The sequence below is a fragment of the Methylobacterium currus genome (assembly GCF_003058325.1).
In the GTDB taxonomy this organism is placed as follows: Bacteria; Pseudomonadota; Alphaproteobacteria; order Rhizobiales; family Beijerinckiaceae; genus Methylobacterium; species Methylobacterium currus.
Genome location: NZ_CP028843.1, coordinates 5858995 through 5873591 on the forward strand (window position 1 = coordinate 5858995; position 14597 = coordinate 5873591).

12 protein-coding genes are annotated in these 14597 nt (G+C 72.1%); 10 read left to right on the forward strand and 2 right to left on the reverse strand.

Going from position 1 to position 14597, the window contains the following annotated elements; genetic code table 11:
• Window positions 1-147 precede the first annotated feature (147 nt).
• Together DA075_RS26910 and DA075_RS26915 are read left to right on the forward strand one after the other, a co-directional pair.
• A complete protein-coding gene (locus DA075_RS26910) occupies window positions 148-1026 on the forward strand; it encodes a 2-dehydro-3-deoxygalactonokinase (RefSeq protein ID WP_099955833.1) in 879 nt (292 codons plus the stop codon).
• The gene (locus DA075_RS26915) at window positions 1017-1628 is read left to right on the forward strand and encodes a 2-dehydro-3-deoxy-6-phosphogalactonate aldolase (protein ID WP_099955834.1); all 612 of its coding nucleotides are present in this window, start codon (window positions 1017-1019) and stop codon (window positions 1626-1628) included. Before DA075_RS26910 ends, DA075_RS26915 begins: the two co-directional genes overlap by 10 nt.
• Window positions 1629-1794: 166 nt before the next feature.
• Here the strand turns inward: DA075_RS26915 and DA075_RS26920 are convergent, their stop codons facing one another.
• The gene (locus tag DA075_RS26920) at window positions 1795-2331 is read right to left on the reverse strand and encodes a DUF2244 domain-containing protein (protein WP_099955835.1); all 537 of its coding nucleotides are present in this window, start codon (window positions 2329-2331) and stop codon (window positions 1795-1797) included.
• Between the two features lie 20 nt (window positions 2332-2351).
• On the opposite strand from DA075_RS26920, the gene nth reads away from it, so the two are divergent.
• From nth to DA075_RS26945, 5 genes are all read left to right on the forward strand, one after another.
• The gene (gene nth / locus DA075_RS26925) at window positions 2352-3107 is read left to right on the forward strand and encodes an endonuclease III (protein WP_099955836.1); all 756 of its coding nucleotides are present in this window, start codon (window positions 2352-2354) and stop codon (window positions 3105-3107) included.
• A gap of 252 nt (window positions 3108-3359) precedes the next feature.
• Window positions 3360-3782, forward strand: coding sequence for a hypothetical protein (locus tag DA075_RS26930; RefSeq protein WP_123834442.1), 423 nt, complete (start codon window positions 3360-3362; stop codon window positions 3780-3782).
• Between the two features lie 131 nt (window positions 3783-3913).
• Entirely contained in the window at window positions 3914-5626 is a 1713-nt protein-coding gene (locus DA075_RS26935; protein ID WP_244936368.1) for an efflux RND transporter periplasmic adaptor subunit, read from the forward strand.
• Window positions 5627-5638: 12 nt separating this feature from the next.
• The gene (locus tag DA075_RS26940) at window positions 5639-8788 is read left to right on the forward strand and encodes an efflux RND transporter permease subunit (RefSeq protein WP_099955839.1); all 3150 of its coding nucleotides are present in this window, start codon (window positions 5639-5641) and stop codon (window positions 8786-8788) included.
• A gap of 22 nt (window positions 8789-8810) precedes the next feature.
• The gene (locus DA075_RS26945) at window positions 8811-9188 is read left to right on the forward strand and encodes a hypothetical protein (protein WP_099955840.1); all 378 of its coding nucleotides are present in this window, start codon (window positions 8811-8813) and stop codon (window positions 9186-9188) included.
• 249 nt (window positions 9189-9437) lie between these two features.
• Here the strand turns inward: DA075_RS26945 and DA075_RS26950 are convergent, their stop codons facing one another.
• Window positions 9438-9692 (reverse strand): acyl carrier protein, encoded by a 255-nt coding sequence (locus tag DA075_RS26950; protein ID WP_099955841.1) that lies wholly within the window; start codon window positions 9690-9692, stop codon window positions 9438-9440.
• Window positions 9693-9912: 220 nt separating this feature from the next.
• Between DA075_RS26950 and DA075_RS26955 the strand changes: the two genes are divergently transcribed.
• The 3 genes from DA075_RS26955 to DA075_RS26965 all read left to right on the forward strand — a co-directional run bounded on the left by DA075_RS26955 (window position 9913) and on the right by DA075_RS26965 (window position 14577).
• Window positions 9913-11109 carry an acyltransferase family protein gene (locus DA075_RS26955; protein WP_099955842.1) on the forward strand — a complete coding sequence of 399 codons (1197 nt, stop codon included), beginning with the start codon at window positions 9913-9915 and terminating at the stop codon, window positions 11107-11109.
• 238 nt (window positions 11110-11347) lie between these two features.
• Window positions 11348-13324, forward strand: coding sequence for a GumC family protein (locus DA075_RS26960; RefSeq protein WP_164712494.1), 1977 nt, complete (start codon window positions 11348-11350; stop codon window positions 13322-13324).
• Entirely contained in the window at window positions 13321-14577 is a 1257-nt protein-coding gene (locus DA075_RS26965) for a UDP-phosphate alpha N-acetylglucosaminyltransferase (protein ID WP_123834444.1), read from the forward strand. Before DA075_RS26960 ends, DA075_RS26965 begins: the two co-directional genes overlap by 4 nt.
• Window positions 14578-14597 lie beyond the last annotated feature (20 nt).

Consider the following 14597-nt stretch of genomic DNA (forward strand, 5'->3'; position numbering starts at 1 on the left):
ATGGCCTGAACACACACGGCGACGCCCCTTTCCTGCCCTGTCTTATTGTTTCAATTGCAACCGTTTCTCCTGGATAGAAGTCGTCGGGACGGGCGTCAAGCGAAGCGGCAGTTGCGCTCGGGGCGCCCCTGAGGCAGAGCACCGGGCATGATCGCGGTGGATTGGGGAACGAGCAGCGCCCGTGCCTACCGGCTCGCGCCGGACGGGGCAGTGCTGGCGCGGCGCGAGGGCGCGGGCGGCATCCTGCGGGTGCCCGAGGGCGGCTTTCCGGCGGCCCTCACCGACATGGTGGGCGACTGGCTGGCGGCCGGCGAGACGCAGGTTCTGCTCTCCGGCATGGTCGGCAGCCGCCAGGGCTGGCAGGAGGCGCCGTATCTCGCCTGTCCGGCGGGGCTGAGCGAGCTGGCCGGGGCCGTCGTCCCGGTGCACTTCGCGGGCGCGACGGTGCGGCTGGTGCCGGGCCTCAGCGCCGAGGACGCGGCCGGAACACCCGAGGTGATGCGCGGCGAGGAGGTCCAGGTCTTCGGGGCGCTCGCGAACGGCGACGAGGACGCGCTGATCTGCCTGCCCGGGAGCCACGCCAAGTGGGTGCGGGTCGCGGGCGGTCGCATCGCCGCCTTCACCACCAGCATGACCGGCGAGGCCTTCGCGGCCCTGAGCGGCCATACGATCCTCGGCCGCATGATGACCGGGCCGGCGGAAGTGGGCCCGGCCTTCGAGGCGGGCGTCGCCCGTTCGGCGGACGAGGGTGGGTTGCTCCACCACCTGTTCGGCACCCGTGCCCTCGGGCTGTTCGGCCGGCTCGCGCCGGAGGACGCGGCGAGCTACCTGTCGGGCCTGCTGATCGGGCACGACGTGGCGGCGGCGATGACCGAGCCCGCCCTGGTGCACCTCGTCGGCTCCGGGCCGCTGATGGCGCTCTACGGCCGGGCGATCGCCCTCATGGGCGGGCAGGCGGTCGCGGGCGACCCGGATGCCGCTGCCCGGGGCCTGGCCTTGATCGGGGAGAAAACCGCATGGATGTGATGGGCTGGCTCTCGCGCTGCCCCCTGGTGGCGATCCTGCGTGGCGTCAAGCCGGACGAGGTCGAGGCCATCGGCGAGGCTCTGGTGGCGGCGGGCGTGGTGATCCTCGAAGTGCCGCTCAACTCGCCCGAGCCGGTCGAGAGCGTGCGCCGCCTGGCCGCCCGCCTCGGCGACCGGGCGCTCGTCGGCGCCGGCACGTTTCGCCGCGAGGCCGAGGTCGAGGCGGTGGCCGCCGTGGGCGGGCGCCTCCTGGTGACGCCCCATGCCGATCCGGCCCTGGTGCGCGCCGCCAAGGCCCGCGGCATGGTGGCGATGCCGGGCTTCCTGACCCCGGCCGAGGCGTTCGGCCTGCTCGATGCCGGCGCCGACGCCCTCAAGCTGTTTCCGGCCGAGGCCGGGGGCCCGCCGATGCTGAAGGCCCTGCGGGCGGTGCTGCCGAAGGGCACGCCGCTGCTTCCGGTCGGCGGCGTCGACGCGCGGAGCCTGCCGGCTTGGCGCGAGGCCGGTGCCAGCGGCTACGGCTGCGGCTCCTCGCTCTACAAGCCCGGCGACACGCCCGATCAGGTCGCCGCCAAGGCGAAGGCCTTGATCGCCGCGCTCTGAGCGCCGCGGGCGAGGACCGGGACACGGTCCTCGATCGGGCCGGCAGGGAGCGGGGCGCCCCGCCGCCGCACGGATGAGCGATCAGGCCCTCCGCCCGCACACATCGTTCGCATAAGCGGTTTTTCTCATAGAACGGATCGCCGTCCGAGTCCGGGGGGCCGTCGGATCAATATCCCTTCTTCACCTCGGCCAAGGCCCGGGTCAGCCCCTCCGCCACCGTCTGCCGCTCCGTTGGCGAGGCGTCGCGGGCGACCAGCACGCGCTGGCCGCGCGACACGAAGGACAGGGACAGAAGCCCGTATTCCTCGTCCTCGACCTTGTGCAGCCGGGTCCAGAGCGGGTTGAAGCGCCACTCCGCCCGCTCGCCGCGGTGGCTGACGCGGGCGACCAGCACCTCGATCTGGCTGATCACCACCTCCTCGAAGGAGCGGCCGCGGCGGGCGTTGAGGGTGAGCGCGAGCCACAGGGCCGCGATGTCGAGGCCGAAGAAGCCGGTGACCGGCCACATTCCCATCTGCAGGAAGGCGATGCCCGTCACCAGCGCGACGCCGCCGCAGGCCACCATGACGATCCGGAAGCCGAGGCGCGAGAGCGAGCAATGCGGCCGGATGGTCGCGGCGAAGACCGGGCGCTCGATCGCGTCCGGGTCACGCCCGTAGGGGTGCCGCGCGCCTGCGTCGTCCGGTGCCTTGCCGCTCGCCATCCGCCCAATATAAGGCACGCATGACTCGCCGGAAGCAGGCCGCCCCCGTCCAAATCACCGCACCTGCCAAGGCGGCACGCGCGAAGGCGGGGCTGGTGAAGCCCGTCACCGCCCGCGCGACCACGCCGGAGCCGGTCGATGCCGCGACGCTCGCCGAGATCTTCGCGCGCTTGCGCGCCGCCAATCCGGAGCCGCGCTCCGACCTCGAATACCTCAACCCCTACACGCTCCTCGTCGCGGTGGTGCTGTCGGCCCAGGCGACCGACAAGAGCGTCAACCTCGCCACTGCCCCGCTCTTCGCGCGCGCCGACAACCCGGCCGCGATGCTGGCGCTCGGCGAGGAGACGGTGCGGCACCACATCCGCACGATCGGGCTGTTCAACACCAAGGCCAAGAACGTCGTCGCGCTCTCGCGCATCCTGATCGAGGAGCATGGCGGCGAGGTGCCCCGCGCCCGCGCGCATCTGGAGGTGCTGCCCGGCGTCGGCAAGAAGACCGCGAGCGTAGTGCTCAACGTCGCCTTCGGCGAGCCGACCATCGCGGTCGATACCCATATCTTCCGGGTCTCCAACCGGATCCCGCTCGCGCCCGGCTCCACCACCGACAAGGTCCAGGCGGGACTGGAGGCGATCGTGCCCGAGCCCTACCGCCTCAACGCCCATCACTGGCTGATCCTGCACGGGCGCTACGTCTGCAAGGCGCGCAAGCCCGAATGCTGGCGCTGCCCGATCGCCGATCTCTGCCGCTACCCGGACAAGACACCCGGGCCGGTCTGAGGTCGGCGCCGGCCGGCCTCCGCCAGGAACTCGGTGCCGGCCGGCACCGGGAGCCCGACCACGCACTCGCCGCGCTCGGCCTCGGCCGGAATCGGCCGGGCGAGGATGCGGTGGAGGCCCCCGGTGGGCAGCCGGGATGTCGCGGCGAAGGTCCGCGGGGGACGTAGTTCCGCTGCATGGCAGTATGCCGGAGGTGCGCGCCCCGCCCCCGCTTCCCTGGGGCCGCGAATCTGCTATCCTGCCCGTATGTCCTTGCCCCGCCCCCTCGCGCGCCTGCTAGCCGTGGTGATCGTGATGATCGCCGCGTGCCTCGGCGCGCCGCTGGTCGGGGTGTCGTCGGCGCAGGCTCACCAGGGCCAGGCTCACCAGGGCCACGCGCATCAAGGGCAATCGCTGCATTCAAGCCCGGCGGCGCTGACGCTGGTCGAGGCGCGCAAGGCCGCGCAGGGCCCGCGCCTCACGGCCGTGACTCCTGACGAGGCGCCCGCCGCCCGGCCCTGCAACGGGCTGTGCTGCCTGATGGGGGCTTCCTGCTGCGTGCCCGGCCTGCTGCCCGAGAGCCTGGCGGCGTTCCCGAGCCCCCGGCCGGCCCGCCGCCTCGCGGCGGCCGAGGATGCGTTGCCGGCCGGCATCGCGCCGGACTCGCCCGCGAGACCGCCGCGATCCTTCGCCTGACGCCCGCGTCCCGCGCCGGCGCGCCGCCCTGACGGGTGGACGCCTCCGCGGGCGCCCCTCGACGTCCGCTCGCGAAGGTTCCTTTTCCGATGTCTCCGTTCCGGTTGCCGGCCGCTTCGCGTGCGCTGGCCATGGCGCTCGCCCTCGCGGCGCTGCCGTTCCTCTCGGCCCTCCTCCTGCCGGTGCACGCCCACGACGGCCACGACCACGGCGCCCCCCAGCCGCCGGTCTCGAAGACCATCGCGCCCCGCGGCGAGGCGGCCTCCGCCGTCGTCGAACTGGTCGCGATCCCCCGGGGCGACGCCCTGGTGCTCTATCTCGACCGTTTCGCCACCGGCGAACCGATCACCGACGCCACGCTGGACATCGAGACGCCGGCCGGCCCGGCGAGAGCCGAGGCTGCCCCGGACGGCAGCTACCGCCTCCCCGCGCCCTGGCTCGCGGCGCGGGACCCTCGGCAGGATCACCTCGACCTCGTCGTCACGGTGACGGCCGGCGCGGATGTGGACGTGCTGCCGCTGTCGGTCGCCCTGCCGAAGGAGGGCGAGCCGGTGACGCCCGGCCATGCCGGCCACGAGCACGAGGGCGAGGGCTGGCTGCACCAGCTCGCCGAGCGCCTGACCGACCGGTTCTCCGCCCGCGACCCGGGCGCCGGCCTCGCTGCCGCCGGGGGCTTCGTGCTCGGCCTCGCCGCCATGGGGCTGATGCGGGCCGGGCGCCGTGCCCCCGTCCTCGCCGTGCTGGTGCTGGCCGCGACCCTGGTGCTCGGCGCCACCGCCTTCGCGCATGAGGGCGCGGACCACGGCCATCCGGAGACGCGGGCCGCCTTCGTGCCGCCCCCCGCCGACCTCGCCCAGCGCCTCCCCGACGGGGCGGTGTTCGTGCCGAAACCCACCCAGCGCCTGCTCTCCCTGCGCACGCAGGTCGTGGCCGAGGGCGCGTTCCGCCGCACCGTCTCGCTGCCCGGCCGGATCATCCCGGACCCGAATGCCAGCGGCGTGGTGCAATCCTCGGTCGGCGGGCGCCTGGCGCCGCCGCCCTCCGGCGCCTTCCCGCGCCTCGGCACGAAGGTCCGCCCGGGCGAGGTGCTGGCCCTCGTCACCCCGCCGGTGCAGCGGGTCGATCTCTCCGACATGCGCCAGCGCCAGGGCGAGCTCGACCAGCAGATCGCCATCGTGCAGCGCCGGGTCGACCGCTACCTCAAGCTCGCCCCCGGCGGCGCGGTCTCCCAGGTGCAGCTCGACGAGGCGCAGGACGAGCTGAAGGGCCTGAAGGACCGCCGCACCGCCCTCGACCGTATCCGCCAGGAGCCCGAGGTGCTGACCGCTCCCGTCGGCGGGGTGATCGCCGAGGCCGCCGCGGTCGCCGGCCAGATGGCCAATCCGGGCCAGATGGTGTTCCAGATCGTCGATCCGGGAAAGCTCTGGGTCGAGGCCCTCAGCTTCGACGCCCTGACGCCCGCCGCCGACGCCGCCGCGCGGCTCGCCGACGGGCGCAGCCTGCCCCTCGCCTATCAGGGCGCAGGGCTGGCCGACCGCAACCAGGCGATCCCGGTGCAGTTCGCGATCCGAGGTGGGTCCGAGGGCCTGCGGGTCGGACAGTTCGTCACCGTGCTCGCCGCGACCGATGCCGAGCAGAACGGCCTCGCCTTGCCGCGGGCGAGCGTGGTGCGCACGGCGAACGGCCAGGACGTGGTCTATGCCCACACCGCCGCCGAGCGCTACGAGGCGAGACCCGTGCGGGTCGCGCCCCTCGACGGGGCCCGGGTGCTGGTCGAGGCCGGGGTGAAGCCCGGCACCCGCGTGGTGGTCCAGGGCGCCGAGCTCCTGGACCAGGTCCGGTAGGGAGCGCCGCCGATGTTCTCCTTCCTGGTCACGCAGTCGCTGCGCAACCGCCTCCTGGTCCTGGCGCTGGCCCTCGTGCTGGTGCTCTACGGGGCGTTCAGCCTGACGCGGCTCCCGGTCGACGTCTTCCCGGACCTCAACCGCCCGACCGTCACCATCATGACCGAGGCCGAGGGCTACGCGCCCCCGGAGGTCGAGCAGATGGTGACCTATCCGATCGAGACCCGCCTCAACGGCCTGCCCGGGGTGACCCGGCTGCGCTCGGTCTCCGGCGTCGGCCTCTCGGTGGTCTATGTCGAGTTCGCCTGGGGCACCGACATCTACCGCAACCGCCAGCAGGTCGCCGAGCGGCTGAGCCTGGTCCAGGACCAGCTCCCCCGCGGGGTGACGCCGCAGATGGGCCCGGTCTCCTCGATCATGGGTCAGGTGCTGCTGATCGCCGTCACCGGCGAGGCCCTGTCGCCGATGGAGCTGCGCGAGACCGCCGACTTCGTGCTCCGCCCGCGCCTCCTCACCGTGCCGGGCGTGGCGCAAGTCATCCCGATCGGCGGCGAGGTGCGCCAGTTCCGCGTCGCCCCCAACCCCGCGGCGATGCGGGCCTTGGGCGTCACCAACGCACAGCTCGATGCCGCGCTCCAGCAATTCGGCACCAATGCCGGCGGCGGCTTCACCGACCAGTATTCGCGCGAGTACCTGATCCGGAACATCGCCCGCACGATGAGCCTGGAGGATCTGCGGGATCTCGTGGTGGGCGCCACCGGCAACGCCCCGGTGCGCCTGCGGCAGGTGGCCGAGGTCTCCTTCGCCGCCAAGGCGAAGCGCGGCGAGGGCGGCTACCAGGGAAGACCGGCGGTGATCGTCTCGGTCGAGAAGCAGCCCGACATCGACACCGTGGCGCTGACGCGCACCATCGAGGCGGCGCTGAGGGACATCGCGCCGTCCCTGCCCGCCGGCATCTCCGCCGACAAGATCCTGTTTCGCCAGGCCGATTTCATCGAGACCTCGATCGGCAATGTCGAGCGGGTGCTGGTCGAGGCGATCGCCGTGGTGGCGCTGGTCCTGTTCGCGTTCCTCCTGAACGTCCGCACCACCCTGATCTCGCTGACGGCCATCCCCGTCTCGATCCTGACGACGGCTCTGGTGTTCCATCTCCTCGGGCTGTCGATCAACACCATGACGCTGGGCGGCCTCGCCATCGCGATCGGCGAGCTCGTCGACGACGCGGTGGTCGACGTCGAGAATATCTTTCGCCGCCTGCGCGAGAACCGGGCTGCCGGCAATCCGCGCTCCGTGTTCGACGTCGTGGTCGCGGCCTCGAACGAGGTGCGCTCCGGCATCGTCTACGCCACCGCGATCATCGTGCTGGTCTTCGTGCCGCTCTTCGCCCTGTCGGGCATCGAGGGGCGGCTCTTCGCGCCGCTCGGCCAAGCCTACATCGTGTCGATCCTGGCGAGCCTCGTCGTGTCGATCACCCTGACGCCGGTCCTCGCCTCCTGGCTGCTGCCCGGCCTGAAGAGCCTGGAGGAGCACGAGAGCCGCTTCATCCGCGGGCTCAAGCACGCCAACGCCGCCGCCTTGGCGGTCGTCTTCCGCCACCAGCGGCTCCTCGTCGGCACGGTCGCCGCCCTCGTCGTCGCGGCGGGATTCGCCGCCTCGCAGCTGCCGCGGGCCTTCCTGCCGCCGTTCAACGAGGGTTCGTTCACCGTCACCATGGCCTTCACCCCCGGCATCTCGCTCACGGAGAGCAGCCGTGTAGGCGCCATCGCGGAGCGGCTGCTGATGGAGATCCCGGACGTGGCGGCGGTCGGCCGGCGCACCGGCCGGGCCGAGCTCGACGAGCACGCGGAAGGAGTCCACTCGTCGGACCTCGAAGTGGCGCTCAAGGGCGGCGGGCGGCCCAAGGCCGAACTGATGGCCGAGATCCGGAACCGGCTCGCGGTGCTGCCGGTCTCGGTCAATGTCGGCCAGCCGATCTCGCACCGGCTCGACCACATGCTGTCCGGCGTCCGGGCCGAGATCGCCTTGAAAATCTTCGGCGAGGACCTGGATGCGTTGCGCCGCGTGGCGGCCAGCCTGCAGGAGCGGATGCGGGCGATTCCCGGCCTCGCCGATCTCCAGATCGAGAAGCAGGTGCGGATCCCGCAGCTCGAGATCCGGGTCGATTACGGCCGGGCGGCGCTCTACGGGGTGCAGCCGGCGGCGATCGTCGAGCAGATCAGCCGGCTCTCCAACGGCCGCCTCGTCTCGACGGTGGTCGACGGCTATCGCCGCTTCGACGTGGTCCTGCGCTTGGCCGAGGCGCAGCGCACCACCGCGGCCTTGAGCGACCTCCTGATCGAGACGCCGTCCGGCTGGGTGCCGGCGCGCCAGGTCGCCGATATCCGCGAGACCGACGGCCCGAACCAGATCCTGCGCGAGAACGGCCGCCGGCGCCTCGTCGTGATGGCGAACACCACGGCCGGGTCCGACATGGCGGGCGTCGTGGCGGCGATCCGCCAGGCGGTCGCCGCCGAAGCCCTCCCGCCCGGCATGTTCGCGAGCCTCGAGGGCACCTTCCAGGCGCAGGAAGAGGCGAGCCGCACCATCGGGGCGCTCTCGCTCGTCTCCCTCGGGCTGATCTTCGCGCTGCTCTACAGCCGCTACCGCTCGGGCGCGCTGGCGCTGATCATCCTGGGCAGCGTGCCGCTGGCGCTCGTCGGCTCGGTGGCGGCCCTGTGGCTCGCCGGCCAGCCGCTCTCCGTCGCCTCGATGATCGGCTTCATCACGCTCGCCGGCATCGCCTCCCGGAACGGCATCCTCAAGGTCAGCCACACCCTCAACCTGGCGCTGCACGAGGGCGTCCCGTTCGGACCGGATCTGGTGGTGCGCGCCAGCCTCGAGCGGCTGACCCCGGTGCTGATGACCGCCCTCTCGGCCGGCGTCGCCCTGGTGCCGCTCCTCTATGACGCCACGAGCCCCGGCAAGGAGATCCTGCACCCGGTCGCGGTGACGATCTTCGGCGGGCTCGTCAGCGCCACCCTCCTCGACGCGCTGCTGACCCCGGTGCTGCTCTTGCGTTTCGGACGCCGGCCGCTGGAGCGCCTGATGGCGGCGCGGGAGGCCGCCCGAGCCGGTGCCCCCGCCGCCGCTCCCGCGGGCGCCGCGCCGGCCGACCTGTACTGATCCCCTCACCCGGAGAGACACGATGCTGTTCCAGCGATTCCTCACGGCCGGCGCCCTGGCCCTCGCCCTGCCGCTCTGCGCGCACCGCGCCTGCGCCCACGAGGGGACCGGGCGCCATGGCGGGCGCCTCGCCGAGGCCGGGCCCTACCACATCGAGCTGGTGACCAAGGACAAGACGGTCGAGGTCATCATCTACGACGCCAAGGAGAAGGCCGTGTCGCCGGCCGGCTTCAAGGGCACGGCGATCCTGGTCGTAGGCGGCAAGCCTGCCCGCGTGGTCCTGGCGCCGGCCGAGGCGCGGCTCACCGGCGAGGCGGGGGTGCCGCTCGGCCCGAATCCGAAGGGCGTGGTGCAGATCACCGGGCCGGACGGCGCGGCGGCGAGCGGGAAGTTCAACTGAACGGGATGTCCTCCGGCGTGCAGGAATGCCGGAGGGGGCGCCCTTGACCCTGATCCCTCCCCGTTCCGGGTCAGGAACGGGGACGCTCGTCATGAGCGGAAACGGCCGCAGCCCCCTGTCGCATGCTGCGACTCACGATGAATGGCACGTCAGGACATACGGACGTCCTGGGCCGCCCGTCCATCGGAGAGCGGGATTGGCCCCCCGTCGGCGGGGCGTATATCCCGATACCCGCCAGCAGATATCCGTTCAAGCCGCCTTCCGCAGCACCTGACTCGAGACGAGAGACTGGATGTTGCTCACGGTCGAGAAGGCCTCGCGGCTGAGCAGGTGTTCAGGAAACTCGACCTCGAAATGCTCTTCCAGGTCCATCATCAGCTGGACCGCGCCGAATGAGTCGAGTCCGTTGTCGAACAGGCAGTCGTCGTCCGAGAGGCGCGCGAGGGTGCGGGCGAGTCCGCCGTGGCGTGCCAGAATCGTACGAATTTCCTGGATAGACGCCATCGCTCGACCTCACTCAAAGCTGGTCCAGCTTGGCGCAGATACAAGCTGGAAATCAAACGCATTCCGCGAGGCTGGTGAATCATCAAAGACCGACGGGTCGACGCCGGGCCGGCTGACGGCCGGTCGCGCCCGGCATCGATCCTGCGGGGCGGGGGGCGAGCATCGGCCCGGCATCCCCGGACCGGACGGAAGCGTTCGAGAACGGCACGGGTGGCGGATCATGCGCGGGCGTGAGGGGTCGGAACGGTTCGAGGCGCTGGATGCGGCGCGGGGCGTATGCGCGCTCGCGGTCGCGTTCTTTCACATGCCGCTCGCCCATCCGCTGCAGCAGCAGGCCTGGTTCCCGAACCTGCAATTGTGCGTCGACGTCTTCTTCGTCCTGTCGGGCTTCGTGCTGCTTCACGCCTACGGCGAAAGGCTCGCGACGGGCCGGCAGGTCCTGCGCTTCGTGCTGATGCGCTTCGGCCGGCTCTGGCCGCTCCACGCCGCGACGCTCGGATTCCTGATCCTGCTCGAAGGCATGCGCCTTCTCTACCTCTCGCACCATGCCGGCACGCCGGTCGCGACGCCGCCCTTCGGGGCCGGTCACAGGCCGGTGGAGATCGTCACCCACCTCCTGTTCCTGCAGAACTTCCGCACCTTCGGCGATTACAGCTGGAACTTTCCGTCCTGGAGCATCGCGGTCGAGTTCTGGGCCTCGATCGTGCTCGCCGCGACCGTGATGGCGGCCGGGCCCAAGGCCCGCCTCGCCTTTGCCGGGCTCGCGGTCTCGAGCGCCCTCGCCCTGTGGTGGTTAAGCCCGCGGACGCTGTTCGTGATCCAGAACTGGGGCATCGTCCGCTGCCTGTTCGACCTGTTCCTGGGCTGCCTTGCCTACACCCTGCGCGATGCGCTGCGCCTGCCGCGCTCCGCCGCGACCCTGGCCGAGAGCCTGGCGGCGCTCGCCCTGCCGGCCCTGGTGCTGGTGCTGCCCCAGGGCCCCCTCGGCTACGGCGCGAGCCTGATCTTCGCCGTCGCGATCGCACTGTTCTCGCACCAGCGGGGCGCCGTGTCGGATCTGGCCCGCACCCGCCTCCCCCAGCGCCTCGGCCTGTGGTCGTTCTCGATCTACCTCCTGCACCTGCCGGTGATCCAGGTCTTCACGACCGTCGTGCACGCCGTCGAGCACCGCACCGGCGCCGCCCGCACGGCGATCCTCGGGCACGACCGCATCCTCGATGTCGGTTCCGGCCCGGCCAACCTCGCGGTCGCGGCCGGCCTGGTGGCCGTCACGGTGGCGCTCGCTGCCCTCACCTACCGCTTCGTCGAACGTCCGTCCCTCGCCTGGTTCAAGCGCCGGGAGGCCCGCCGAAACGCCCGCCTGTCCGCGCCCGCGGCGCGCCCGCCGGCGGGTGCGGCGGCCCTGGTGCCGCGCTAGAGGAGCCCACCTGTCTCAGTTTGGCATGTCCCGGCGGCCGAACCGGCTGGCGGATCGGTAACCGAACCACGATTAAGTTGCTGTCCGTGCCCTGCCGGATCAGGGACGGGTGAGGGACGGGATCCGTCGAAGGACAATGTTCGATGGATTTTGTCATCGGCCCGCGTGACGGACGAGCGGAGTTGATTTCCGCATTGCCGAGAAGTCAATCGGAAGTCGCATGAGGCAGGGGCACCAGATGTCGACGGCAGAGTCTGCTGCTGCGGCCGACCGCAGGACTGGCGGCACGCTGGCGGATCTGTGGGGATCGGCCCGCCGGCGGGCGATCTGGATCGTCGCGAGCGCCGGCGTGATGGCCTCCCTGGGCGGGCTCTACGCCATGAGGCAGGTGCCGACCTACCGCGCCACGGTCGAACTCCTGATCGATCCGCAGGCGCTGCAGATCGTCGGGCGCGGCCTGTCGCGGGCGGACGCGCCGGCTCAGCTCGATTTCGCGAATCTCGAGAGCCAGGGGCTGGTCCTGCTCTCGGCCAAGCTCCTCGATCCGGTGATCGCGCAGCTCGGCCTCGCCGAGGACCCGGTGCTGGTCCGGGGGGCGCCGCCGGGCGCCGATCCGGCGGTGGTGGCGCTCGAGGCCCTGCGCAAGCGCGCCGTGGTGCGCCGGGTCGAGACCTCGTTCAACTTCCAGCTCACCGTCGCCTATCCGGATGCGCGGCGCGCGGCCGAGATCGCCAACACCATCGCGGCGCAGTTCTTCGAGGTCGGCGCCCGGGACCGGGTCTCGGCGGTGCGCCGGGCCAACGAGGCGCTGCTGACCCAGGCCGCCGACCTGCGCGCCCAGCTCAACCGGGCCGACGTGGCGGTGGAGCGCTACCGGGCCGAGAAGGGCCTGATCGGCTCGGGTGATGCCGGCCTCCTGGTGTCGCAGCAGATCAAGGACCTCTACACCCAGATCACCGCCGCGGAGACTAACCTCGCCCGGCTCTCGTCCCGGCGCGAGCAGGTGCGCCAGCTGCGGGTGGCCGACGGACAGGTCCAGGCGGTGCCGGAGGCCGACACCTCGCCGGTGATGGTCTCGCTGCGCACCCAGTATGCCCAGACGCTCCAAGAGATCGCGACCCTCTCCCGCAGCCTCGGCCCGAGCCATCCGCAGATGATCGCGCTCGCCGCCCAGCGCGCCGCGACCGCGCGGCTGATCGCGGCGGAGGCCGACCGGATCCGCCGCACCATCGAGGAGGACCTGCGCCGGGCTGAGGAATCCTTGCGCCAGCTGCGCGGGCGGGCCGAGCGGCTGATCCAGAACCAGACCAGCAGCAACCAGGAGGGCATCCGCCTGCGCCAGCTCGAGAGCGAGGCGGAGGCGATCCGGCGCACCTACAACCTCGTCCTCGACCGGACGAAGGACCTCGAGCAGCAGCAATCGATCAATCCGAGCAACTCGCAGATCGTGTCGCGCGCCACCCCGCCGCTCAAGCCGTCGGACACCCCGGCGCCGATCGTGGTGGTGGCCGCCGGCCTGTTCGGCGCCGTGCTGGGGCTGATCCTCGGCTTCCTCTACGACGTCTGGCGCGGCAGCATCACCACGGTCTCGGGGTTCGGCGCCGCCGCGCCGGTCTGGGCCCGACTGCAGCGGCCTGGCCGCGCCGGCCGGGGCGCGAGTACGGAGGAATCCCTGGTCACCGCGGCGCGCGAATTGCGCACCCGGTTTGCCGGCCGCGGCCAGCCGATGATCGTCACGGTAGCCTCGGACGGGCTCGCGCCAGAGCGCCTGCACGCGGCGGAGATCCTCACCGACCTGCTGATCCGCCTCGGCGAGCCGGCCCTGATGGTGCCGGAGCAGGCCCATGCCCGCCTCGGCTTCGGCGACGGCCCGCGCACCGACGCGCCCCTGCGCGGCCATCTCGCCGTCGTCGATCCGGCCCGCGGGGTGGAGCGCCTGACCCGGCCGGAGATCATCGTGGCGGAGCGGGACCTCGCCCGCGGCGACGGCTGGCTGTCGATCCCCGAGACCTCGGACGCGATCCTCCTCCTCGTCGCCCCCGGCCGGATGACCCGCACCCGCCTGGAACGCCTGCTCGAGACCCTCGACGGCGCCGGCCGCTTCCGGGCGCAAGGGCTGTTCGGCCTCGTCACGGTCGAGGCGCGGCGGAGTTCACCTCTGCGCCGGCGGGTGCCGGCGGGGCCGGTCGCCGCCGGTCAGGTGCGGGCGGCGTGACGGCCGGCATGAAGGCCGGCATGAAGGCCGGCCTGACAATCGGCCTGCCGCCGGCCGCCGCGCCCGCCATTCGTCCCCCCGCCGACTGGCGCGCGCCCTACCAGGGGCAGGCCGCTCTCGTGGTGCTGACCGGCGCGCTGGTCTTCAACGCCGCCCTCTGCTTCCTCAACACCGCCGGGCTCCCGGTCTCCGGCGGCACCGTCATGGGCGCCGAGGTGGCGATCATCGCGGTGACCCTCGGATTCGCCCTCGACGAGCGGCCGGGCCCATGGCTCGTCCTCGCCGGGCTGGTGACCTACGGGCTCCTGCTCGTCACCTTGCGCGGCAACACCGACGTCAAGGGCATCCGCGACTTCCTGATCCCGGTCGTGTTCTACAGTCTCGGCAGGCGCAGCCTTGCCTTGCGCGATGCCGACCGCGCGGTGCTGGCGAGCGGCGTGATCGTGGTGGCGATGGGCCTGTTCGAGTACGGCCTGTTCGACATCTACCAGCAATACTTCAACATCGTGCGGTACTACGTCGCCCGCGGCAGCATGTCGGCGTCGGAGATCAGCGAGCTGACCGGTTCGCTGTTCACCAGCGGCATCCGGCCGGATTCGCGCACCATCCTGCCGTTCCTCGGGCCGCACCGGGTCTCGTCGGTCTTCCTCGAGCCGGTCTCGGCCGGCAATTTCGGCGCCGTGCTGTTCGCCTGGGCGCTCTACCGCCGCACTATGCGGGGGCGGGCCTGGCTCTTCCTCTGCGCCGCCCTCACCATCATCCTGGCCGACGCGCGCTTCGGCGCCTATGTCTGCGTCGCCATCGCTGGGGCGATGCTGGTCGGGTACCGCCTGCCGCGCCTGCTCTGGTTCGCCCTGCCCTTCACGATCCTGCTCGCGCTGGCGATCTACGGCTTCGAGAGCATCCAGGTCAGCTGGCAGAACGACATCTCGGGCCGCCTGCTCTGGGCCGCCCTGCTCATCACCTCGCTGCCGCTCGAGGGCGTGTGGGGCATCATGGCCGACAAGGTCTTCCTGTCGGATTCCGGCTACGCCTACACGCTCACCCAGGTCGGCATCGCCGGCGCGCTGGCGGCCTGGGGCCTGTTCGTCCTGATGCCGGCCCGCAACCCCGACGGCTGGCGCCTGCGCTGCGCCATGGCGATCTATCTCTGCCTGCTCCTCGTCATCAGCGACTCGCCGTACTCGATCAAGACCGCGGCCCTGGTGTGGTTCATGCTCGGGGCGGCCGATGGGGCGGAGCCCGAGGCGTAGACCCGGGCTCTTCGGCAGGC